This window comes from Ponticaulis koreensis DSM 19734 (assembly GCF_000420665.1).
Taxonomy (GTDB): Bacteria; Pseudomonadota; Alphaproteobacteria; order Caulobacterales; family Hyphomonadaceae; genus Ponticaulis; species Ponticaulis koreensis.
Map to the genome: position 1 here is coordinate 18976 of NZ_ATVJ01000002.1, position 22874 is coordinate 41849.

Here is a 22874-nt window from a genome sequence, read left to right on the forward strand (position 1 = left end):
GTTTTCCGAATAATTCGAATGATCGAATCGCAATTCTTCAGAGAACTGAGAAAATCCGGCGAAATACTTCACGGTCACTTGAGGTGTGATCGGGGCATTTCGCCAGATTTATAGAGTGCAGAATTAGTCGCGAGACTGCTTCTTTGGGCTGCGTTTTTTCTCGCCATTTGGTCCGCGGGGCTTTTTGGGGCCTTTGCGAGCTGGCTTTTCGTCAAAATTGTTTTGAGCAGGGCGTTCACGACGCTCGCCGCGGTCGCTACGGCCGCCTCGATCGCCACGTTCACGACGTGCTGGACGGTCGCGTGGGCCATCATCGCGGCGTTTTCCACGGCGCTGACCCGGACCATCATCTTGGCGTGCAGTCATGTCTTCCGGGCCTGAAACACGCTGGACGTACAGGCTTTTGTCGATGATTTGCTCTGCGCCGGCGCGATCCATCAGTTGAGCTGCAGCGTTTGGGCGAAGTTCGACATGGGTCTCGTTCGGGCTGATCCGGATCGAACCGATCTGATCGCGTGAGAAGCCGCCATTTTTGCAGAGCATCGGGACAAGCCATTTCGGATCTGCGCTCTGACGTCTTCCGACACCCAGAGAGACCCATTCGCCATTCTCAAAGTCAGACCGTTCGCGTGGACGGCGTTCTTCTCGGCGGTCGGCTGTGCGACCGTTGCGGTCACGGCTTTCCTGAAGCCATTTGGAAGGATCGTCAGGTGTGTCGATATCCTCAGGCAGCGCCTGACCCGCGCGAGCGAGACGAACGAGTGCAGCCGCAAGCTGATGAGGCTCAAAACGAGCCGTCAGAGCGTCCACCAGATCGCCCTCAGCTTCGGAGATGCCTTCTTCCAGAGCCGGGTGCGAGAGCACGCGAGCGTCCAGATTCTTACGAATATCGTCTGTTGTCGGCGGTAGCGTCCAGTTGCCTTTGATATCAGCGTCTCGCATGACACGCTCGGCGCGGCGGCGTGCACGTGTCGGAACGATGAGAACAGACGCGCCTTTCCGTCCGGCGCGTCCCGTCCGGCCCGAGCGGTGAAGCAGTGTCTCCTTGTTGCTCGGAAGGTCGGCGTGAATGACGAGATCGAGACCCGGCAGGTCGATGCCGCGTGCGGCGACGTCTGTTGCTACGCAGACCTTTGCGCGTCCATCCCGCATCGCCAGAAGCGCATTGCTGCGTTCTTTCTGGCTAAATTCACCGGAAAGCGCCACAACCGGGAAGCCGCGGTTATTCAGGCGGGCTGTCAGCTTGTTCACACCATCACGTCGCGAACAGAATACGAGTGCATTTGGCGCGTCATGATAGAGAAGGAGGTTGATGACAGCCTTCTCGACGTCTTCTGGGGCGACAACAACAGCGCTATAGTCAATGTCGATATGCTGTTCACGCGCGGAGATCGTGTTCAGACGCATCGCGTCGTTCTGATAGTTCTCAGCGAGGCGCGCGATTGGCTTGGATACTGTCGCGGAGAACAGAAGCGTGCGGCGTTCTTCCGGCGCTGATTCCAGAATTTCTTCCAGCTCTTCGCGAAAGCCCATATTGAGCATTTCGTCAGCTTCATCCAGGACGACAGCGCGCAGGCTGTCCATGACGAGGGAGCCGCGGGAGATGTGATCAACGAGGCGACCCGGCGTTCCAACTACAATATGCGGGTTACGAGACAGCGCGCGGCGCTCGTCACGCATATCCATGCCGCCAATACATGAAGCAATCTGGCCGCCTGCTGGCTCATAAAGCCATTCAAGTTCTTTGCGGACCTGAAGCGCGAGTTCGCGGGTCGGTGCGATGATGAGTGCTAGTGGTGCATCAGACACGCCCAGAACATCAGCGTCATCAAGAAGAGAGCTGGCGAGTGCGAGGCCGAATGCTACTGTTTTGCCTGAACCTGTTTGAGCCGATACCAGCAGGTCGCGTTCTCCAATCTCTGGAGAGAGAACTGCTTCCTGAACCGGTGTGAGGGTATCAAAGCCTTTTTTCTGCAAAGCCGCGGCAAGAGGCGCTGCAATCTGCATTTCTGCGGACATATATAATCTTTCGAAGAGCGGAAAAACCTGACGCAATCAGTGCGAAACACAGGCTCCGAGCGGCCCTCATACGCTGTTTAGCCGAAATTTCCAACCATGGATGTGATTTTCAGCGTTTAAAGCGGGTTCAGGCGAAGTCAGACGGGCTCAACCGCGTCCAGTATGTGGAGAATACTCTTTCGAAGAATCTCCGGTGAAACGGGTTTCTTCAGAAAACGGTCGGCGCCGTTCAGAAGAGCAGATTGCATGGCCTGATGGTCTTGTTCGTTTGTGAAGAAGATCATCGGTGTATCCTTGCGCAGCGGGCTTGCACCGTTGCGAACACATTGAAGCAGTTCAAGACCGGAGACCGGCTGCATTTCCCAGTCTGTGATGATGATGTCGGGCTGAACAGTGCTAGCGCGATTGAGGAGCGCCAGACCGGAGTTCGTTGTCTCGATCTGTGTAACGCCCAGGTTTTCAAGCGAGGCACGCATTACCGCCTGCACATGCTTGTCATCATCGGCAAGAATGACTTTCAGGTCTCTGAAGCGCGCGTCACTCTTGGTATCTTCGGCAGTCGCGTCTGAGGTCTCCGACATGATCTGAAGGACGCGCGAATTGTCAGGTGTGATCTCGTCAAGCGCAGGCGCAAGCTCTTTCAGCATGTCGGACGCTTCAGTGAGCGCCTGAGAGATGGCGAAATTATTCTTAGTCAGCGCTTTGCGAAGTTTCTTGTCGATTTTGGCAATCGACGTGCCAAATTTGCGAAACCCTATACAGTGCGCAGCACCGGCCATTCGGTGAAGTTCTGCGCTGAGATTGGACGCAACAACATCCGGAGATGCCGTGCTGAAATTACCATAGGCCGCAAGTGTGTTCAGGCTTTCAAACTGATCCCTGATCGACTCGCAATAGCGCGAGACGATTGGAATGAAGCGATCAATATCTTTGGTCATGTTGAGTCAGCTTTTGATTGAAATGCCTGAGCGCGTCTGGTCTGCCTAGGCTACAGCGTTGAGTTTCTGGCGGATATGGTACTTCTTCTCGACTGTTTGTGCGACGGCCGTCCAGATGGCGTTAGGTAGAACAGGTTTGGTAAGCACTTTGTTAGCGCCGCTGCGGGACAGGAAACGCTGTTGGGCTTTTTCCTTCTCGGAGGTGAAGAAAATCACAGGTGTGTTTTCATCAATCGAGACTTTGCCGCTACGGATAAGCTGGAGAAGTTCGTGGCCGTCCAGCGGTTCCATATGCCAGTCCGTGATAATCAGCGATGGCTGGAATGCATGGAGTAAAGACAGAACTTCAGACCCTGAGTTTGCAACAATAACGTTCTCGCAGCCCATGCCCTTAATGCAGGTTTCTACCATCTCACGAACGTGCGGATCGTCTTCGGCGATCAGAATACGCTCTTTTGCCAGAATGCGCTGGAGGGATTCTGAAACTTCGGCCGAGTTGCTGACGCCAACATCGCAGGCTTCATCGAAGCTGCTCAGGTTCAGGCGCTGGAGAAGCTTTGAACGGGCAGGGTTCAAATTGGAAGAAAAGTCTTCCATGTTGCGAACTTCTGAGCGAATGGATGTCAAAGACGTCACCAGCTCATCCTGGGGCATGGTGTCAGCCCTTTTAAGGCGGCCTGCGAAATCGTCAAACGCGCGGCCGATGTCTTTATAGCCCATACAATGCGCCGCGCCTGCCATGCGGTGAACAAGACCAAATACATCGCTGGCGCTCTCGCTGGAAATACTGCGGGATTCCAGTGCATGATCGAGTGTTTCAGAAAGCTCTCGCAATTGCCTTGAAAAGTCGGAGCAATAGTGCGAGATCAACGTTTCCAGTTTTGATGTTATCTGGTCCATACGGTAGCCTCCCTTATTGAGTGCGACCTTAAGTTAGCTCAAAATCGTTAATTGAACTGACGATCTCGTTGAGGTTTTTACTTCGACATGTCTGACCTTTATTAATTAACATCGCGTTTCTGGTGAGACTTTCCTTAAAGCCGACGCAAATAGCTCCGATCTTTTTGACCTGCTTAACTTGGCATTAGGTTTCCAGAGGTCGGTGTTAACCAGTTTGTGCCATGCTTTCCTACATTGATTGAGGAAGTTATGGCTTTTAAACACCTGAAACAGCTCTCATTGCGATCCAAGATCGTTGTTTTATCCGCGGTATTTGCGCTTCTGTCGTGTTCTTTGATTATCTGGCAAGGCGCTCTGCGCGCTCATGATTTATCCGTGGCGAATGCGCAAACATTGTTGAGGTCTGAGGCGCAGAAACTCGCTGTTCAGGTTGAGAGTGAGCTTGAGTTCATCGTTGAAGAGCTCAATTTCGTCGTACGAACGCCACCGATTGAAGGCATTATCCGTAGTCAACGCAATGGCGATGTCGATCCGCTGGACGGGTCGACGACGGCGCTCTGGCGTGCGCGCCTGGAGCAAATTTTCACCGCGATGATGGTCAACCAGTCATATTATAGTCAGTTGCGATACATTGGCGTTCAGAATAACGGGCGTGAACTCGTTCGTGTCGACCAGTCGGGAAATCTGCGCTGGGCCGTTGCAGAAACTGATCTACAGGAAAAGGGCGATGAGCCTTATATGCGTGACGCAGTCGAGATAGGGCCGGAAGAAGTCCATTTCAGCGACATCAATTACAATCGGGAAAACGGCGCAATTGATCCACGGCGCATACCGACCATTCGCGCAATGATTCCAGTGCTTGATGAACATGATCAACTGTTTGGTATTGTAATCGCCAACATTGATATCGAGGCTCTGGTGTCAGGGGCCTTTGATGAGGCGCGCTCTGCCTTTCCCGCAATGGTGATTACTGACGGCGGTGAGGTATTCGAATATGATCCGGCGCGCCAGCGGACTCAGATGTATATGATCGGCGTAAGATCGGAGCTGTATGACGCGATTTCAGCTTTTGAAACCGGCCCGCTTATGGATCAGACGATCGAGACTGACGGACTTGTGGGAATACGTCTCGCCGTGCCTGACTTTGGTGGAGCAACGGGTTTGAAGCTTGACGTTGCGGTCCTTGGCCGATGGGAGGCACTGGGCGCAGGCTGGAGCAATACGTTGTCAGAGAGTTCACTGGTCGCGCTACTGGCGCTTTTGGTCGGTGTTGGTCTGGTTGCGCTTTTTGCGGGATATCTAACGGAGCCACTTCAAAAGATTACAACGCAAGTGAAGGATTTCGGTATTGGGCAACTCAATCAGGAGCTCGTGCTTCCGGTTGAAGCGCCCGGTGAAATCGGAAAGCTGGCGCGCGCGTTCTCAAGGCTTGTAACAGATTTACAGGACAATCAGGCGCGCACTGAAAATATTGTTGCGCACTCTGTAGATGGCATGATCGTTATCGATGAGACCGGCACCATCGTGTCCTTCAACCCAGCGGCAGAAAGAATTTTCCTTTACCCGCGGTCTGAGATCATCGGTCGGAATATTAAAGTTCTCATGCCGAAGCAGGATGCGGAACGTCATGATCAATATCTGGAGCTTTATCGGTATCGCGGTGAAGCTTCTGTCATCGGGCAAGGACGTGAAATTTCCGCGGTGAAAAAAGGTGGAAACGAGTTTTTCATCGAAATTTCTGTAAGTGAGTTCCACCAGGGTGAAACACGCTATTTTGGCGCAACTGTGCGTGACATTAGTGAACAACGCCGCGCGAAGGTGGAGCTCCTCAGCCAGAAGGAAAAACTAGAATTCGCGCTCGACGGGGGTGGGCTGGGAATCTGGCAATGGGATATCCAGACTGGTCGCTTCGAGTTTTGTGACAGGGCATCTGGAATGATCGGTCTGACGCCGACGAAAATGAATCGGACGGATTTTGACTGGTACAATCTGGTTGATCCGGCACAACGCGACAGCGTTGCTGAAGCGTTGCTGAACTATGTGCGCGGTATTGCTCACGACACTCAGTTAGAATTTCGTATTCTGCATTCTGACGGTCACTTTGTTTGGGTCCAGCATACGTTCAGAATATCCCGAAAAGATGCGGACGGTGTTCCAATCGAAGTCGTAGGAATTCAGCAGGATATTACGGGTCGTAAGCGTCACGAGTTGGCGCTGGAAGAGCGTACCGACAAGCTGGAGTTGGCGGAAGCCGTCGCAGGTATGGGGCACTGGAGTGTCGATCTCAGGACAAATAAACTTCATTGGTCGGAAGGTGTGTTCCGGATTCACGGGATAGACCCTGAATGGGGCGAGCCTGCGCTGGAGGATGGTATCCAATTTTACCATGCTGATGATCGGCAAACCGTTGAAGATGCCGTTAATTCAGCCATTGAAGAAAATAAACCTTTTGAGTTTCAGTTGCGTATTGTCCGTGGCGACGGAGAAATTCGTCATGTGATTTCTCGTGGCGAATTGAAAGAGGGGCCGGATGAAGATGAGCGCGTGCTCTTCGGTATTTTTCAGGATGTGACCGATAAGGTCGAAGCAGAGCTTCAGATCAAGGAAAGTGAGCGAAAAATCCGCACAATGATGAACAGCATTGTTGACGGTGTTGTAACCGTGAACAGCGAAGGTATCATTGAGGACTGCAACCCCGCTTTTGCGAAAATATTCGGATACGAACGGGACGAGTTGATAGGAGTGAGCCTGACAACCGTCATACCTCCGCAATATCGGGAACCTCATCTTTCCAGTCTGGAAGATGCCGTGGAAACGGGCGATTCCGAGTTGTTCGATAAGACTCTGGAGCGCCTTGGTCTTCATAAGTCAGGAGAAACAATTCCGCTTGAAGTGGCAGTTAGCCGCTCTCGTGCAGCGGGTCGCTTCCTCTTTTTCGGCATTGCCCGGGATATCTCCGCGCGTAAGAAGATGGAGACGTTGAAGAACGATTTTGTCTCCACGGTGAACCACGAACTCCGTACGCCGCTGACGTCTGTTTACGGCTCATTGGACCTGCTTCAGAAGCTCGCGAAAGATCAGCTTGATGAACGCTGCCAGCGCCTTGTTACGCTCGCCCATCAGGGATGCGGACGTTTAAGCTCTCTCGTGAACGATATTCTCGATCTTGAGAAGATCGCTGCCGGCAAAATGGAATATCTCATGGAAGATGTTCGACTGGAGCCGCTGATTGATGATATTATCGAACGCCATGAGGCGCTTGCTGACCGCTTTGGTGTGACCTTCAAAATCGAGCACGCCGAGACCGACACACTGGTGAATTTGGATGCGAGCCGCTTCAATCAGGCGCTGGTCAATCTTATGTCGAACGCCGCGAAGTTCTCCCCAATGGAAGGCGAAGTCGTCATCCGAAGCGAGTTGATTGAGACTGGTAAGATCAGGATATCCGTTCAAGACCATGGCCCGGGCATTCCTGCTGGCTTCCGCGACCGGATTTTTGAGCGCTTTGCCCAGGCAGACCGCAAGGCAACGCAGAAGAATGCGAGCGGTAGCGGGCTCGGCCTGAATATCACTAAGTCCATTATTGAAGCCTTTGGCGGCGAAATCGATTTCGAGACTGCCGAAGGCGAAGGAACGACATTCTACATGGACCTTCCGGTGAAAGCCCAATCCAACCTGACTTATCTGACGCAGGCCTCTTAAAGTCGGATCGAATAACCATGGAGATTTCCGAAGATGAAACCCCTGAGCAAAATTCTGTATCTGGAAGACGATCCACACATCTCGGAGATCGCATTGATCGCACTTCGCGATATTGCGGGCTTTGACGTGCATCATTGTGGACAAGGTCAGGATGCAATCAATAGCTTTACCGAATTTCAACCGGATATGCTTTTACTCGACGTGATGCTGCCTGACCTCGATGGGCCGCAGGTTCTTGAAGCAATTCGAAAACTTGATGGCGGTGAATCTGTGCCCGCTATCTTTATGACGGCAAAAGCCCAGAAGCATGAGCAGGATGCGTACATGCAGCAGGGGGCAATCTCCGTTATTGTGAAACCATTTGATGCGCTCACGCTAGGTGAAACGCTTCAATCACTGTGGTCGTCGCGCGGTAGTCAGTCTGCCGGAGAGGCGCACCTCGTCCCGTAGGCTGAGCACGCAGGAGGCCGCCATGACAAGTGTAAGTGTCCCGTCTGATGTTGTGAAAAGATATTGCAATTCACTTCCTGCGCAGTTTGAAACGGCTGCCCAAATGCTGCTTTCACTGGTGAAAGGGCCTGTTGATGACCGAGAAGTGCGTGACCTGTACGGTGAGTTACACCGCATGGCAGGCACCGCACAATGCATGGGGTTTCCGTTCTTCGGCGATGAGCTGGCTAAAATCGTTTATGATTTTGAAAAATGCATTTCTGGCGATCTCAAGGCGGACAAGGTTTTTCTGGGTTCGGTCGCAAAGCGCTTTGACCGGCTCAGCAAACTTCTCGAGTATGTGACAATCCGGAACTCTCTGCTTCTTCGTGATCTGGAGCCCCTGGAAGGCGTCGCGGAAACCCGCTTCATCAAGGCGCGCTACCAGCAGGTCTTTTCTTCGCAAAGAGTGCTGTACTGTGATGATGATCCGGCGCTACAGCAATTGATGTCAGTCATTCTCGATGACTTGGGTGTGAAGGCAGTCGGAACTGCATCTGATGGACGAGTTCTGCTTCACAAAGCTCTGAAATTCAAACCAAATCTTGTGATTACGGATTGGCAGATGTCGCCAATGGATGGCCTCCAGCTGCTTCGCTATATCCGTCAGGGAAAATCGGCGATTGATACAAATTGCCCGATCATCTTTCTGTCCACGGTCAAGACGGTGAATAAGATCGAACAGGTCGTTGGCGAAGGCGTGGCGCGCTTCCTCGTGAAACCGTTCAACAAGGCCTCGATTGCGCGCGCGATATACCAGATTGCATCAGCGCCAGATGAAGCAAACGCCAAAATCCACAAACCGGCATGATCAATCTACGCTGAACTCAGCCTGACTTTACGGTTCAAAGTGGGGCTAGACAGAGGATATCATGCCAGCGGCACTGAATCTGATTGATTCTATCTGAACGGATAAACAGGCGCTTTTTTCAGTGCTTGAAATTAATGCCTATCGGGACTGAGCAGGCTGGCGGAGAGGAAGGGATTCGAACCCTCGATACGCGTAAACGTATACGCCCTTAGCAGGGGCGCGCCTTCAGCCACTCGGCCACCTCTCCGCGGAAGAGCCTCGTTATCAGAGTTTCTTTCCGTCTGCCAAGTGCTAACCGGCCTAAGATTCACAAAATCGTGCGAAAAAACTGGTAAAACGCGATATTATCGCGCAATTCAGAGGGTGGACCAATTGCCTCGTCTGCACCATATTCGCGGCACAAAGCAGAGGGATACCGACTCGCGTGTTAGATAAGATTTTCACCTGGTGGAGCGGCTGGACTGTCGGCGCGCTCTTTGACGTGAAGCGCCGCTCGGACTTCATCGGAGAAGACGATTACGGCAACCGCTATTTTCAGGACCGTAAGCCGAGCTATGAAGGCCGGCACCGTCGCTATGTGATCTATAAAGGCATTGCCGAGCCGTCCAAGGTTCCTGCGGACTGGCATGGCTGGCTGCACTACACATATGACGAACCTCCAACAGAGCGTCCGCTTGAACGTAAATCCTTCGAGACAGATCACACGCCAAATTTGACGGGTACGATTTTCGCGTATCGTCCGAAAGGCAGCCTGTCACGCGAGGCTGAGCGCCGCGAAGCGGATAGCGATTATCAGGCATGGAGCCCAGATGCGTAATTCGGTTTTCGAAACCGCGATTGGTGCCATTGTTATTGTTGTTGCTGGCGCGTTCCTTTTCTTCGCGCTGAGCACCACTGATTCTTCCGGCGGTCGCGGTGAGTATCAACTCAGTGCTCGTTTCAACGATGTGACGGGCATTGAGTCGGGTAGTGATGTTCTGCTGGCTGGCGTGAAAGTCGGTCGCGTACTTGATGTCGAAGTCGATCCTGAAACGTTCGAAGCGAGTGTCGTTCTGTCTATGCAGAATGGTGTCGAACTTCCGGATGATTCGGATGCGCGCGTGATTTCAGGCCTTCTGGGGGGATCACACATCGCACTGCAGGCGGGCGGTGGTTTCGATACGATTCCAACGGATGGCAGCGGTGAAATTCTCTACACACGTGGCAGTGTTGATATCATCACGCTGTTTGCGAGCTTTGCCAGCGGGCAGAGCAATAACGGGGACGGCAACTAGTGTCATCGAGACTTCAGAAGCTTCTTATAGTGACCGCGCTGGGCGCTGGACTGTCAGTTTTCGGTGGCGCAATGGCGCAGCAGGATCCGTTAGCTGATCTTCTGAATTCTCCGCAAGCTACTCCACCTGAGGACGACGGGCTTGTCGTTCCGGACAATGGCCCAAGTTCCTCTGATTTTCCAACAGCTGGCCGCACCGTATCGCAGGAAGAGCAGGACAGCTTTCAGGAAGAGATTGAAGAGGGTACGTTCCCGCGTCTCGCGCCTATTTTCGCACCGGATTACGACCCGGAAGATTATATTATCCGTCCGGAGGGTTCGGACGACGACGAACTGACCGAAATCGAGCCTGTAGACGAGGCTGAAGAAGACCTTGTCGAGGAAGACGCCGAGGCAGAGCAAGAGCTAGACTTTGAATACATGATCCAGCCGGCTGTGACACTTCGTGGGCTTGATAAGATTACTGGCCGCTCTGTCGATATGGATGTGGCCGTGGGCTCAAACGCGATGCTCGGTGGTCTGCGTGTGACCGTCCGTGCGTGTCACCAGACGCCGCCTACAGAGCCACCAGAATCCATCGCCTATGTGGAAGTTGAAGACTACGGCTTCGTCATTGATGATCCCGAAGAGCTTCCAGAAGACGTTGATATGGAAAAACGTGTTTTCAATGGCTGGATGTTTGCGTCATCGCCGGGCCTGAATGGGCTTGAGCACGCGATTTATGACGTCTGGGTAATCCGTTGTATCGACGAGGCACCTGTTTTTTCTGACGCGGGTAGCGAACTATAAGCGTAAAAGTCGGCGTGGCGTCTCATGGCTTCGGCTAGCCTTCGCTTGAAGAGGCGCTTTGGAATTTCCTGAATACCAAACTGTTCCAGATGGGGGTTGGTGAACTGCGCATCTAGCATGACGTAACCGCCAACGCGGAGGCGGTCTACAAGGTGCACGAGCGCTACCTTTGAGGCCTCGCTTACGCGTGAGAACATGCTCTCGCCAAAGAATACGCCCTGCAGGGCCACTCCATAGAGGCCACCAACTAATTCATCTTCCTGCCAGCACTCAACGGAATGGGCGAAACCGCGCCGGTGAAGCTCGTTATAGAGATTGAAAATGGTGGTGTTGATCCAGGTAGACGTCCTGCCGGGGCCGGGAGCGGCGCAGGCATCCATGACGCGTCCGAAATTGGTGTCAACACGGATTTCAAACTGGTCCGACCGGACGACTTTCCTGAGTTTTCGAGGTATATGGAAATCATCAAGTGGCAAGACACCGCGCATTTCCGGATCTACGAGAAATATCTCCGGATCATCGCGGTGTTCAGCCATTGGAAACACGCCGATTTGGTAGAATGACAACAAGTCATCGGCGGTTATAGGTCGTGTCATGACTCCTGGTCGGCTAGGAAACGTTCCAGCCAGTGAATGTCATAATTGCCTGAGTTTACACCTTCAGCGTCAACCAGACGCTGGTGCAAAGGCAAGGTCGTCTCGACCCCGGATACAACCATTTCGCCAAGTGCGCGCTTCAGGCGAAGCATGCATTCTTCACGTGTTACGCCGTGTACGATGAGCTTGCCGATGAGGCTGTCATAGTAAGGCGGGATCATGTAGCCGGCATAGGCGGCCGAATCGAGGCGTACGCCAAGACCGCCCGGCGCATGGAACTCTTTGATGAGGCCCGGAGACGGCGCAAAGGTTTCAGGATGCTCCGCGTTAATGCGGCACTCGATAGCGTGGCCGATGAACGGAACGTCGCCCTGAGTGAAGCTGAGCTTCTCACCTTGAGCAATACGGATTTGCTCTTTCACGAGGTCGATGCGCGTGATCATCTCGGTGACCGGGTGCTCTACCTGAAGGCGGGTGTTCATCTCGATGAAGTAGAACTCGCCGTTCTCGTAGAGAAATTCGATCGTGCCAACGCCGAGATAGCCAAGCTTTTTGACAGCATCGACGACTGTTTTACCGATCGTGTCACGTTCAGCCTGCGTGATAGCCGGCGAAGGTGCTTCCTCGAAGACCTTCTGGTGACGACGCTGCAAAGAACAGTCACGTTCGCCAAGGTGCACCACGTTGCCGTGGCTGTCAGCGATAACCTGAATCTCAATGTGACGGGGCTTTTCGAGATATTTCTCGATATAAACTTCGTCGTCACCGAACGCGGCTTTCGCTTCAGAGCGGGCAGTATTGAAAGCCTTACCCATTTCTTCTTCGCTGCGCGCGACCTTCATGCCGCGACCGCCGCCGCCTGATGCGGCTTTCACGAGAACCGGATAGCCCATTTCGGCAGCGACTTTTTTCGCCGTTGCTTCATCTGGTACGCCGCCGTCAGAACCTGGAACCACCGGTACGCCGACTTCAATCATGGCTTTCTTAGCCGCGATTTTGTCACCCATGAGACGGATATGTTCTGCACGTGGGCCAATGAAGTTCAGGCCGTGCGCTTCCACGATCTCAACGAAGCGGGCGTTCTCGGAGAGGAAGCCGTAGCCGGGGTGGATCGCGCCAGCGTGGGTGATTTCTGCAGCTGTCATGATAGCTGCAGACTTCAGATAGCTTTCAGATGCGCCAGGCGGGCCAATGCAGACGCTTTCGTCCGCAAGGCGCACGTGCATGGCGTTGCTGTCTGCCGTGGAGTGCACAGCAACAGTGGAAAGCCCCATTTCTTTGCAGGCACGGTGGATCCGGAGTGCGATTTCGCCGCGATTGGCGATGAGGACTTTATCAAACATGGAAAAGGCCTAGCCTTTTTTCACTTTGAACAGTGGTTGGCCGTATTCAACGGCTTCTGCATCGTTCACTAGGATTTCGATAATCTCGCCGGAAACTTCGGCTTTGATCTCGTTCATCACTTTCATCGCTTCAATGATGCAGACGACGGATGCCTTGTTCACAGAGCTGCCTTTTTCAACGAAAGAAGATGCATCCGGAGATGGTGAACGGTAGAAAGTTCCGATCATTGGCGACGTAATGATTTCTTCGTCAGCGGCTGCAACAGGTGCCGCGCCTGGTGCTTCGGCAGCCGGCGCGGCAGGCGCTGCTGCCGGTGCAGGTGCTGCAGGAGCGGCATAAGAAACAGGTGCTGGAGCAACAACAGGTGCTGCCGGCTTGCTAACGCGAATCTTGAGTTCGCCCTGTTCAACTTCAATTTCACCGAGATCGGCTTCACGCAGGATAGCTGCGAGTTCGCGCACCAGCGCTGGATCTACGGTTGTCTTATCGTTTGCCATGTTTTCGCCTTTCAGCTTGATGGAATCAGGGTGGCAAGTGCCTTAACCGCTAGCACATAGCCAGCTGCGCCAAGTCCTGCAATCGACCCTGTGACGACAGGGCCTATAAAATTGGTAGAACGAAATTCCTCGCGTGCGGCAGGATTCGAAAGATGAACCTCAATCACCGGCAAATCGAGAGATTTCAATGCGTCGTGGATCGCGACGGACGTGTGCGTGTATGCTGCTGCGTTCAGAATGACGCCCACTGCGTTGGTTCGAGCGGCTTGCAACAAATCTACGATAGCTCCTTCGCTATTGCTCTGATGCATTTGCAGATCAAAGCCGTGTAGCGTAGCCTCGTCCCGGGCCATCATTTCGATGTCCTGAAGCGTCTGGCGTCCGTATATCTCAGGCTCTCGTTGGCCGAGCAGATTGAGATTCGGGCCGTTTATGCAGGAAATAACTCTTGTCATATTGGTCAGGACGCTTAGCACACCTATCGTGATAAACCAGACACTTAATCGACCGCACGGGTGATTGATTTGAATATCAGATTGAATGGTGACTCTTTCGAGGTCAATCCGGGAACGACAATTCTGGGCCTTGTGCTCAAGCTCGAGCTTGATCCGAAAGCGGTTGCTGTAGAACGAAACCTTGAGATCGTGCCGAAATCACTTCATGGCGACGTAGAGCTGTCGGACGGCGACAATATCGAAATCGTAGAGTTTGTAGGAGGCGGTTGATATGACCGACGCAACCAACCCGAAGAAAGACACGCTAACGATTGCGGGTCGCGAGTTCTCGTCGCGCCTCATCATCGGCACCGGCAAATATAAAGACTATGAGCAAAACCTGCATGCAGCGCAGGCTGCGGATGTAGACATGGTTACGGTTGCGGTGCGGCGCGTAAATCTGACCGATAAGAGCAAGCCGCGTCTCACGGATTTTGTCTCCCCTGAGAAATACACGTTTCTGCCAAACACTGCAGGCTGTTTTACGGCAGAGGATGCAATCCGCACGCTTCGTCTGGCCCGCGAAGCTGGTGGCTGGGATCTTGTGAAGCTTGAAGTGTTATCGGACCAGAAAACGCTCTATCCGGATATGTCCGAGACCCTGCGGGCTGCTGAGCTTCTGATCAAAGAAGGCTTCAAGGTCATGGTCTATTGTTCAGACGATCCGGTCTACGCAAAGCGTCTTGAAGATGCAGGCTGCGTTGCCATTATGCCGCTCGGCTCACTGATCGGCTCCGGTCTTGGCATTATGAATCCGGTAAATATTCGCCTCATCGTTGAGCAAACTCGTGTTCCGGTTATCGTGGATGCAGGCGTAGGCACGGCATCAGATGCGGCGGTTGCTATGGAACTTGGCTGTGACGGCGTTCTCATGAATACCGCTATCGCAGAAGCTAAAGACCCGGTGTTGATGGCAAGCGCAATGAAGCACGCCGTTATTGCGGGTCGCGAATCCTATCTCGCAGGCCGCATGCCGAAGAAGCGTTATGCTGACCCAAGTTCACCTCTCGCGGGCCTTATATGACGCTTCAGAAAATAAAGACTGAATTCTGCGGAGAAGCGGTGTAACAGGCGATCATGTCTGGTACCGGCCGCTTCTCAGCTTTCAAGCACAATAGCTATCGACTCTATTTCGGGGCGCGCTTTTGCACTGCATTTGCCGCGCAAGTGCTTTCAATCTCCATTGCCTGGCAGATGTATGCCGAAACCAGCAGTATGATGCTGCTAGGCGCGATTGGTCTGGTGCAATTTCTTCCTGCACTCGGTCTCGTGTTTCTCACGGGTATGGCTGCCGATCAGTTTGGACGACGTCTCGTGATGGGACTTTCGATCGTTGTTGAGCTGGCTTGCGCGCTGACGATTTTGCTTATGGCGGTCAATCGGAGCTTCGATCCATACGCCGTTCTGTTCGTCCTGTTTGTGTTTGGTTGTGCGCGCGCTTTCCTGGCGCCTGCGTCTTCGAGTCTTGCGGTAAATCTGGTGCCCAAAGAAGACTTTGTGAACGCTGCCGGTTTTGCGGCGGTATCCTGGCAGGCCGCATCTATTGTTGGCCCGGTCGCGGGTGGTTTGCTGTATGGAATATCTGCGTCGGTTGCGTATTCAGTTGCTGTAGGTCTGTTCTTAACGGCGGCGGTTTTGGTGTTCGTGATACCCAAGCCCGATCAGGTGACAGGGCAGGCGGCTAAAACGCTCTCCAGTGTGTTGGACGGTTTCCAGTACGTATTCAAAGAGAAGGTTGTGCTTGGTGCGATTTCTCTGGACCTGTTTGCGGTATTGCTCGGTGGTGCGGTGGCAATGTTGCCGGTCTATGCGAGTGACATTCTTCAAGTCGATTCGCAGGGGCTTGGATTGCTCCGAGCTGCGCCAGGCATCGGGGCGTTGATCATGGTTGCGTTCATGAACATTTTTCCGATTCGCGACCATGCAGGAATCATTCTGTTCGTGAGCGTTGCGCTATTCGGGCTCGCTACGGCTGTGTTCGGCGCATCGACCATCGCATGGTTTTCGATTCTGGCGCTCATGTGTGTCGGCGCATTCGACATGGTGTCGGTCTATATTCGCGAAGTTCTGCTGCAGCTCTGGACGCCGGATGAGGTGCGCGGACGTGTAAATGCCGTTAACTCAATCTTTCTCGGTGCTTCCAACGAGTTGGGTGAGGCGAGGGCCGGGTTTATGGGAGCTGTCCTGGGTCCGGTTGCGACCGTTGTTCTGGGCGGCGTGGCAGCTATTGGCATTGCGGCTGGATGGGCATTTCTTTTTCCGCAGATCCGAAAAACACGTTATCTTGAGAGGCCGGAAGACTGATTTCGGCAGCCCGAGGGCCGCTAAACCGAGTCTTTTGCTGAGATTTTGAATCTCTAGCTTGCCTAATCTCCCAAGTTTTGACAGTTTCTGAGAAAAATAGAGCTGACTATAATAAACATCGGGAGGGCTATAATCCATGATGAAATGGATTTTTGGCGTATTAGTCATCATGGCAGCAACTATTGTTGTTGCGATGATTGGGGGAGCACCAGACATGGTCTCGGGCGGTCCGCACCCAGAATATGCGGGCATGAGTATCGGAGGCGACAGCGCTGCGCGCCTGGACGGGTTGTGGATCGAGGGGCTGATCCTCTATTTCGCGACATTTCTAATGGCACCTGCCTTCATGGCGTTTGGTGTTGCTGAGCATAATCGAAACAAAACGTTCTGGACGATGATGGGCGGCGTCACTGCGCTGAACCTCGTTTTTGCGACTTTGCTCATCGTTTTTTACGTGGATTTCCTGAACACGGGCGAGACGTTCATGTTGCTCGGCTTTCCTGCTCCGACAGCGATGATGCTGTATGGCTGCTGGGGAACTGCAGCATTGTACACGGTGATCTACATCGCCGGGTTCAACAAGTTCATCTTCACTCCTGAAGACGAAAAGACCTTTGAGGCGCTGATTGCGGCCAAAAATGCCGAAAAGACGGAGGCTTAAGACATGGAAGCGTTCCGTGAACCAATCATTCTCGCCTGTATCGGCGTGTATTTTGTAATTTGTATTCTGGTCGGCATCTGGGCGATGCGTAAGACGCACTCTGCGTCCGATTTCTTTATCGCGGGCAAGGGACTTGGCCCGGTCGTTGTCGGCCTGGCGGTCTTTTCGTCGACTTTATCAGGCTTTGGCTTCGTCGGTGGTCCTGGCCTTGTCTACAATATGGGCATGACTTCCGTCTGGATGGTGATCGTCTCTACTCTAGGTTATGCGATCGTATTCTACATGCTTGCCAAGCGTATGAGGGTGATGGCTGAAATCAGAGATTCGATCTCTCTGCCTGATATCGTTGCTGCGCGTTATTCCAGCAAAGCTGCTGGCGGCTGGATGGCTGTCGTCGTTATTCTGGGTGTGCTTGGATATCTGGCGACACAGATTCTCGCCATGTCGACGGTTCTTCAGTCGATCCTCGGGAACACAGAAATGTTTGAGGGCATCAGCCTGATTACCTGCGCTGTGATCTCGGTGAGCGTTCTGATTTTCTACGCGGTAACAGGCGGCATTCTGGCGTCGGTTTACACCGACCTCGTTCAGGGCCTTATCATGATGGTCTGTGGTCTTCTCGTGGTTGTCGCTGCGGCTATGGCAGTGGATGGCGGTTTCACCGCGGCATCCAGCTCATTGCTCGCGGATGACCCTGAGGCGATCATGCCGTTTGGTTCAGGTGGCATGTTTGCAGCCGTCGCGTGGGCGTTCATGTTCGGTGTCGGTATTGCGGGCCAGCCGCACCTTATCACCAAACTGATGATGAATCGTACGGTCAAAGACACGAAGATTATTCTACCGCTCTCAATCGCGGGCTATGCAGTTGCGGCAATGCTCTGGATTTCGGTCGGGCTGGTCATGCGTGCGCTTGTACTTCAGGGCAACCATGATCCGCTTGGACTTCCGGATGATGCAGCACCGGAATTCCTGACCGCGTATGCTAATCCGCTTCTTGCTGGTGTCGTGTTCGCCGGTCTGTTTGCGGCGATCATGTCGACGGCAGACGGCTTCCTGAACATTGGCGCGGCTGCGATCATTCACGATCTGCCGAAAGCTATTCGCGGTAAACCACTCAAGAATGAACTCTGGTGGGCGCGTGTGGCGACGGTCTTGTTGTGCCTGTTCGCTACCGGCTTTGCGCTGTATGCCCGCTATAATAGCGGCGAGCTTGTTGCACTGCTTGGTGCATTCGGTTGGGGCACGTTCGCTGCGGCGATCTTCCCGGTCGTGGCACTTGGTCTGAACTGGAAACGGGCGACGGCAAACGCTGCGATCTTCGCAATCGTTCTGTCACTTGTCTTCAACTTCAGTGTTAAACTGTTCGGGATTGCGATGCCGTTCGGCATGGATGGCGGGTTCATTTCCATGCTGGTTTCGATGATTGCGTTCATCGGTATTTCTTACATTGAGAAGCCGAAACCGCTTCAGAAGGATATCGAAGCGATCATGGACCTCTAGGCCTGACGTAACGTCAGACCTCGTAAAATCGATCTGTAGCTGATAGCCTGAGCATAAATAAAAACATGCTCAGGCTATTTGCGTTCTGAGACGGGGAAGAAACATGCCAAGCGAAACATCCACCGATCATTTCGACGTGCTTATCGTGGGCGCAGGCCTTTCCGGCATTGGCGCGGCGTATCACCTTCAGCAGAAATGTCCGGGAAAAACCTACGCCATTCTCGAAGGAAGAGACGCGATTGGAGGCACATGGGACTTGTTCCGTTACCCTGGTATTCGTTCCGACTCAGACATGCACACTCTGGGCTATGCATTCAAACCATGGCGGCAGGCTAAAGCCATCGCAGACGGGCCTTCTATCCGGTCTTACGTTCGTGAAACGGCTGAAGAAAATGGTATCTCCGAACACATCCGCTTTGGGCAGGATGTAAAATCGGCCAAATGGTCATCTGAGACGTCGAGCTGGCATGTAACCAGTCTCGATAAGGCGAGCGGAGAAGAGAAAACCGTCACCGGACAGTATCTTCTGATGTGTAGCGGTTATTACAGCTATGACGCAGGATATACGCCCGACTTTGATGGGATGGAAGATTTCAATGGTCTGATCATTCACCCACAAAAGTGGGACGAGAGTATCGATTACGCAAACAAAAAAGTTGTCGTCATTGGCAGTGGCGCGACGGCTGTCACGCTTGTGCCTGAAATGGCCAAGACCGCAGCCCATGTCACCATGCTTCAACGCTCGCCTACCTATATGGCAACACGTCCCGCGACGGACGCGCTTGCAAACAAGATGCGCAAATTCCTTCCTGAGCGCCTGGCCTATAGCCTGACACGTTGGAAGAATGTGCTGTTCACCATGTATTTTTACAATCTCACGCAAAAGCATCCTAAAAAGACCAAGGAGCAATTGATCGGGATTGTCAGAGAGCAACTCGGCCCGGATTATGACGTCGAAAAACACTTCACGCCGGCTTATAATCCGTGGGAGCAGCGCCTTTGCCTCGTTCCGGACAATGACCTTTTTGAAGCGATTAAAGACGGGTCAGCATCGGTCGTGACAGACCATATCGAGCGCTTTGATGAAAACGGCATTCAGCTTAAATCCGGTGAGCGCATCGACGCGGATATTGTTGTGACTGCGACCGGCCTAGACCTGAAATTCTTAGGCGGTGTTGAATTGGAAGTCGATGGGCGCAAAATCGCGCCGAACGAACTTCTGAATTATAAGGGGCTGATGTTCTCCGGCCTGCCGAATCTCGCAGGCGTGTTCGGATATACGAACGCGTCCTGGACGCTGAAAGCCGACCTGACCAGCGAATTCATGTGTCGTCTGATCAATCAGATGGACCGAACAGGCGACGTTGCCGCGACGCCTCACAATGATGATCCGAATGTCGAGACGGAGGACTGGTTGAGTTTCTCATCCGGATATGTGCAGCGAACACTTCACCGTTTCCCGAAGCAGGCATCAAACAAGCCGTGGAAGTTGAACCAGAATTATGCCGTTGATCTCATGACGCTGCGTTTCAGCAAACTGGACGATGGCGTTATGCGTTTCACCAAGGCCGGTGAAAAGGTTCCTATTTCGGTGGCACCTGTAGATGCTGGCACGGAGGCTAGCGCGCAGGAATTGGCGGCAGAGTAATTATCGGGTGTAGGTCTGAACAGCTTTGTGACGCGGGCAGACGGTTTCATGATCATTGATCATACCGACTGCCTGCATGAAGGCGTAGACGATTACCGGCCCACAATATTTGAAACCGCGCTTTTTCAGGGCCTTTGATAGCGCCGCAGATTCCTCGCTGTTCGTCGGCGCATCGCGGAAGTTCTCCCATGAATTCACAATTGGGGAACCGCCAACAAAGTCCCACATCCATTCAGAAAAAGATTGTGGTTCGTCGTTGAACGCCAGATAGGCTTTCGCATTGCCGATCAGAGCTCTGATTTTCTGAGGCGATCTTATAATACCGGGATTTTGTAGTGCTTGTTCAATGCGTTCATCGTCCCATCGCGCAATTGAGGCCGGGTCAAAGCCATCAAATTCTTCGCGCATGCTGTCGCGCTTATAAAGAATGGTACGCCATGAGAGGCCGGCCTGAAAGCCGTCCAGCTGAAGCTTCTCCCAGAGTGCACGGCAGTCATACTCGGGCACACCCCATTCTTCATCGTGATATGCGCGATAAACCGCGTCATCAGCAGGGGCCCAGGGGCAATGAATTTTGCTGGCTTCGGTCACAGAAAATCTCTCATGCGGATGGAAGGTGGCACTCTGCGGGTTTATCATTGATCGTAACCGGTGTCGCAGACTCTTTGGCGTTTGCCAGACGGTCCAGCCTGACTAATGCCAGTCCTTCGCCCTCGGCCCATGACGTCACGGTGCCCACGGTAGAAGTGCCAGCTTTGATTTCGTCTCCGCTCTCTGCGGTCGCTTCAGGAGCAGAAACGCGAAGAAGGCGTTTTCGTACTTCTGTTTTCCGTTTCATGCGGCTTGCGACTTCCTGACCAACAAAGCAGCCCTTTTTGAAGTCGATGCCGTTGGTGAGGTCCATATTGATATCGGCGGGGAACACTTCGCCAGGGCCGTAATCTGATCCGAATTCTGGAAATGCCGCATCTGTTCTTAGCTTTGAGTACGCGACTGAAGACTGGTCGGAGCTTTCTACCGCGGTCTCGCTAACGACGCGCTTTATGTCATCACCAAAATTTGGAGGGGTCATAAACGCCAAAACTGGAAATTCCGGAACACCTTCACAAACCAGAACATGCAGATCGTCACGACGTGTGAACTGAACGTCTGCGCGAAGCTTTAGCATGGTCAGACGTTTTTGTATGCTATCCGCTTCGGTTGCAGGAAGGTCGATGAGCAATCCATCATCCGTGCTGAACACAAACATGTCTGTCAAAATCTTGCCCTGCGGCGTCAGTAACGCACCGTAAACACCATCGCCAACGGCAAGTGTATCGACGTTGCAGGTCAGAACGCGGTTCAGAAAACTTCCGGTTTCCGTGCCTGTTGCGGAGAGGACGGCGCGATGCGAAAGCGGGTAAACAGAATTGGTCATGAGCCAGAGATAGCGAAGCCTGCGCTAAATTCTATGTATAATCTGAGCATGAATTGTAATTCGTCACGTTGTCAGTGGTTTCGAATAGCGTCAAAACGGCGTTATGATCATGACAAACATTAAGTCCTGAGGAGATTTCGCTGATGTATGAACTCGTACTTCGCAATGGTCGGGTGATGACTCCGGGTGGACTAGTGTCCACAGATATTGGCGTCTCGAAAGGCAAGATTGCCCGTATCGGCGAGATATTTCACTCAGAAGCGGCGACGACCTTCGATGCAAAAGGTTTGACCATTCTGCCGGGCGTGATCGATTCACAGGTTCACTTCCGCGAGCCGGGTCTCGAATACAAAGAAGATCTTGAAACCGGTGCCCGTTCTGGCGCGCTCGGGGGTGTGACGTGTGTGTTCGAAATGCCGAACACGAATCCGTCGACTATTACGCCGGACCTTCTGCAAGACAAGTTGAACCGTGCGGCCGGGCGTATGGATATTGATCACGCGTTTTATGCGGGCGCGACGCACGAGAACACGCATTTGCTGGCTGAAATGGAAGCCATGCAGGGCTGCTGCGGCATCAAGGTGTTCATGGGCGCATCTACCGGTGACTTGCTCGTGCAGGATGACGAAGGCGTTGAGGCGGTGCTTCGTGCCATCAAGCGCCGCGCTGCGTTCCACTCTGAGGACGAATACCGTCTGGCGGATCGTCGTGATCTCGCTGTGACAGGCGACTGGACAAGCCATCCGGTTGTTCGTGACCCTCAGGCCGCGATTCAGTCCACTGAACGTCTCCTCCGTCTTGCGCGTAAAACCGGAAAGCGCATTCACGTGCTGCACATTACAACGGCGCAGGAAATGGAAATTCTGGCGCGCAATAAGGATGTTGCAAGTGTCGAGGTGACACCGCAACACCTCACGCTCGTTGCGCCTTATGCCTACGAAATTCTCAAAGGCCGGGCACAGATGAACCCGCCAATTCGCGAGCAGCACCATGTAGATGCGCTCTGGCGGGCGGTGAATGCAGGTATTGTCGATGTTATGGGGTCTGACCACGCGCCGCACACATTGGAAGAGAAGGCGCGCCCTTATCCTGCGAGCCCGTCTGGCATGCCAGGCGTGCAGACACTGGTGCCCGTGATGCTAACACACGTGAACAATGGTCACCTTAGCTTGCAGCGCTTTGTGGAATTGACGAGTGCAGGTCCGCAGCGTGTGTTCGGTATTGTCGGCAAGGGCCGTATCGCTGAAGGGTATGACGCTGACTTCACGGTTGTCGACATGGAGCGCCGTGAAATCATGACGGATAGCTGGTCGAAAACCAAATCCGGCTGGACACCGTTCGATGGCATGGAAGCGCAAGGCTGGCCGGTTGCGACTATCGTACGCGGACAATTTATCATGCAGGATGGTGAGATCGTCCAGAAGGGCCTCGGCAAGCCTGTGAAGTTCCAGGAGACGCTGGCTCCGGAAGATGCTGCGTAGAGCGCGCTGAA

General features: G+C 53.3%; 22 protein-coding genes and 1 tRNA gene. 13 read left to right on the top strand and 10 right to left on the bottom strand.

Translation table 11 applies throughout. The annotated features are described in order from the left end of the window. Positions 1-123: 123 nt before the first annotated feature. The 3 genes from G523_RS0111905 to G523_RS0111915 form a co-directional block, all read right to left on the bottom strand. Positions 124-2019 carry a DEAD/DEAH box helicase gene (locus tag G523_RS0111905; RefSeq protein WP_027441689.1) on the bottom strand — a complete coding sequence of 632 codons (1896 nt, stop codon included), beginning with the start codon at positions 2017-2019 and terminating at the stop codon, positions 124-126. 137 nt (positions 2020-2156) lie between these two features. After that, entirely contained in the window at positions 2157-2957 is an 801-nt protein-coding gene (locus G523_RS20955) for a response regulator (RefSeq protein WP_022695297.1), read from the bottom strand. Between the two features lie 45 nt (positions 2958-3002). Next, positions 3003-3857, bottom strand: a complete 855-nt coding sequence (locus tag G523_RS0111915; protein WP_022695298.1) for a response regulator — start codon at positions 3855-3857, stop codon at positions 3003-3005. A gap of 249 nt (positions 3858-4106) precedes the next feature. Between G523_RS0111915 and G523_RS0111920 the strand changes: the two genes are divergently transcribed. Genes G523_RS0111920 through G523_RS0111930 form a run of 3 tightly spaced genes read left to right on the top strand, consistent with a single transcriptional unit; the run spans position 4107 to position 8859 of the window. Further along, positions 4107-7559, top strand: coding sequence for a PAS domain S-box protein (locus G523_RS0111920; RefSeq protein ID WP_022695299.1), 3453 nt, complete (start codon positions 4107-4109; stop codon positions 7557-7559). Positions 7560-7592: 33 nt separating this feature from the next. Next, complete coding sequence (locus G523_RS19145) at positions 7593-8009, top strand: response regulator (protein ID WP_022695300.1); 417 nt, start codon at positions 7593-7595, stop codon at positions 8007-8009. Between the two features lie 22 nt (positions 8010-8031). Further along, a complete protein-coding gene (locus tag G523_RS0111930) occupies positions 8032-8859 on the top strand; it encodes a response regulator transcription factor (RefSeq protein WP_022695301.1) in 828 nt (275 codons plus the stop codon). 157 nt (positions 8860-9016) lie between these two features. Here G523_RS0111930 and G523_RS0111935 read toward each other — a convergent pair. Next, a tRNA-Ser gene (locus tag G523_RS0111935) sits at positions 9017-9106 on the bottom strand. A 177-nt stretch (positions 9107-9283) separates the two neighbouring features. On the opposite strand from G523_RS0111935, the gene G523_RS0111940 reads away from it, so the two are divergent. Genes G523_RS0111940 through G523_RS20400 form a run of 3 tightly spaced genes read left to right on the top strand, consistent with a single transcriptional unit; the run spans position 9284 to position 10921 of the window. Further along, the gene (locus G523_RS0111940; RefSeq protein ID WP_022695302.1) at positions 9284-9676 is read left to right on the top strand and encodes an NADH:ubiquinone oxidoreductase subunit NDUFA12; all 393 of its coding nucleotides are present in this window, start codon (positions 9284-9286) and stop codon (positions 9674-9676) included. Beyond that, positions 9669-10133, top strand: coding sequence for an MlaD family protein (locus G523_RS0111945; protein ID WP_022695303.1), 465 nt, complete (start codon positions 9669-9671; stop codon positions 10131-10133). The genes G523_RS0111940 and G523_RS0111945 overlap by 8 nt, the downstream gene beginning before the upstream one ends. After that, positions 10133-10921: a DUF2155 domain-containing protein gene (locus tag G523_RS20400; RefSeq protein ID WP_155802696.1), complete on the top strand. Its 789-nt coding sequence runs from the start codon at positions 10133-10135 to the stop codon at positions 10919-10921. The genes G523_RS0111945 and G523_RS20400 overlap by 1 nt, the downstream gene beginning before the upstream one ends. Here the strand turns inward: G523_RS20400 and aat are convergent. From aat to aroQ, 4 genes are read right to left on the bottom strand one after another with little or no spacing between them, the layout of a single operon-like run. Next, positions 10852-11517, bottom strand: a complete 666-nt coding sequence (gene aat, locus G523_RS20700) for a leucyl/phenylalanyl-tRNA--protein transferase (protein ID WP_081648810.1) — start codon at positions 11515-11517, stop codon at positions 10852-10854. The two genes, G523_RS20400 and aat, sit on opposite strands and share 70 nt — an antisense overlap. After that, positions 11514-12860 carry an acetyl-CoA carboxylase biotin carboxylase subunit gene (accC, locus tag G523_RS0111960; RefSeq protein ID WP_022695306.1) on the bottom strand — a complete coding sequence of 449 codons (1347 nt, stop codon included), beginning with the start codon at positions 12858-12860 and terminating at the stop codon, positions 11514-11516. The genes aat and accC overlap by 4 nt, the downstream gene beginning before the upstream one ends. A gap of 9 nt (positions 12861-12869) precedes the next feature. Next, complete coding sequence (accB, locus tag G523_RS0111965; protein WP_022695307.1) at positions 12870-13358, bottom strand: acetyl-CoA carboxylase biotin carboxyl carrier protein; 489 nt, start codon at positions 13356-13358, stop codon at positions 12870-12872. 11 nt (positions 13359-13369) lie between these two features. Further along, complete coding sequence (gene aroQ, locus G523_RS0111970; protein WP_022695308.1) at positions 13370-13813, bottom strand: type II 3-dehydroquinate dehydratase; 444 nt, start codon at positions 13811-13813, stop codon at positions 13370-13372. Between the two features lie 69 nt (positions 13814-13882). Between aroQ and thiS the strand changes: the two genes are divergently transcribed. From thiS to G523_RS19160, 6 genes are all read left to right on the top strand, one after another. Further along, on the top strand, positions 13883-14083 hold the full coding sequence (gene thiS / locus G523_RS0111975) for a sulfur carrier protein ThiS (protein WP_027441690.1): 201 nt from the start codon (positions 13883-13885) through the stop codon (positions 14081-14083). A gap of 1 nt (position 14084) precedes the next feature. Continuing rightward, a complete protein-coding gene (locus G523_RS0111980; protein ID WP_027441691.1) occupies positions 14085-14876 on the top strand; it encodes a thiazole synthase in 792 nt (263 codons plus the stop codon). A 53-nt stretch (positions 14877-14929) separates the two neighbouring features. Then, positions 14930-16156: an MFS transporter gene (locus tag G523_RS0111985; RefSeq protein ID WP_022695309.1), complete on the top strand. Its 1227-nt coding sequence runs from the start codon at positions 14930-14932 to the stop codon at positions 16154-16156. A gap of 136 nt (positions 16157-16292) precedes the next feature. After that, positions 16293-16817, top strand: a complete 525-nt coding sequence (locus G523_RS0111990; protein ID WP_022695310.1) for a hypothetical protein — start codon at positions 16293-16295, stop codon at positions 16815-16817. Between the two features lie 3 nt (positions 16818-16820). Further along, positions 16821-18317 (top strand): sodium/proline symporter, encoded by a 1497-nt coding sequence (locus tag G523_RS19155; RefSeq protein WP_022695311.1) that lies wholly within the window; start codon positions 16821-16823, stop codon positions 18315-18317. Positions 18318-18420: 103 nt separating this feature from the next. Beyond that, on the top strand, positions 18421-19965 hold the full coding sequence (locus tag G523_RS19160; protein ID WP_022695312.1) for a flavin-containing monooxygenase: 1545 nt from the start codon (positions 18421-18423) through the stop codon (positions 19963-19965). Here G523_RS19160 and G523_RS0112005 read toward each other — a convergent pair whose 3' ends face one another. Together G523_RS0112005 and ygfZ are read right to left on the bottom strand one after the other, a co-directional pair. Then, the gene (locus G523_RS0112005) at positions 19966-20556 is read right to left on the bottom strand and encodes a DNA-3-methyladenine glycosylase I (RefSeq protein ID WP_022695313.1); all 591 of its coding nucleotides are present in this window, start codon (positions 20554-20556) and stop codon (positions 19966-19968) included. A 10-nt stretch (positions 20557-20566) separates the two neighbouring features. Next, complete coding sequence (gene ygfZ / locus G523_RS19165) at positions 20567-21382, bottom strand: CAF17-like 4Fe-4S cluster assembly/insertion protein YgfZ (RefSeq protein ID WP_022695314.1); 816 nt, start codon at positions 21380-21382, stop codon at positions 20567-20569. Positions 21383-21516: 134 nt separating this feature from the next. Between ygfZ and G523_RS0112015 the strand changes: the two genes are divergently transcribed. Next, entirely contained in the window at positions 21517-22863 is a 1347-nt protein-coding gene (locus G523_RS0112015; RefSeq protein ID WP_027441693.1) for a dihydroorotase, read from the top strand. Positions 22864-22874: the final 11 nt, after the last annotated feature.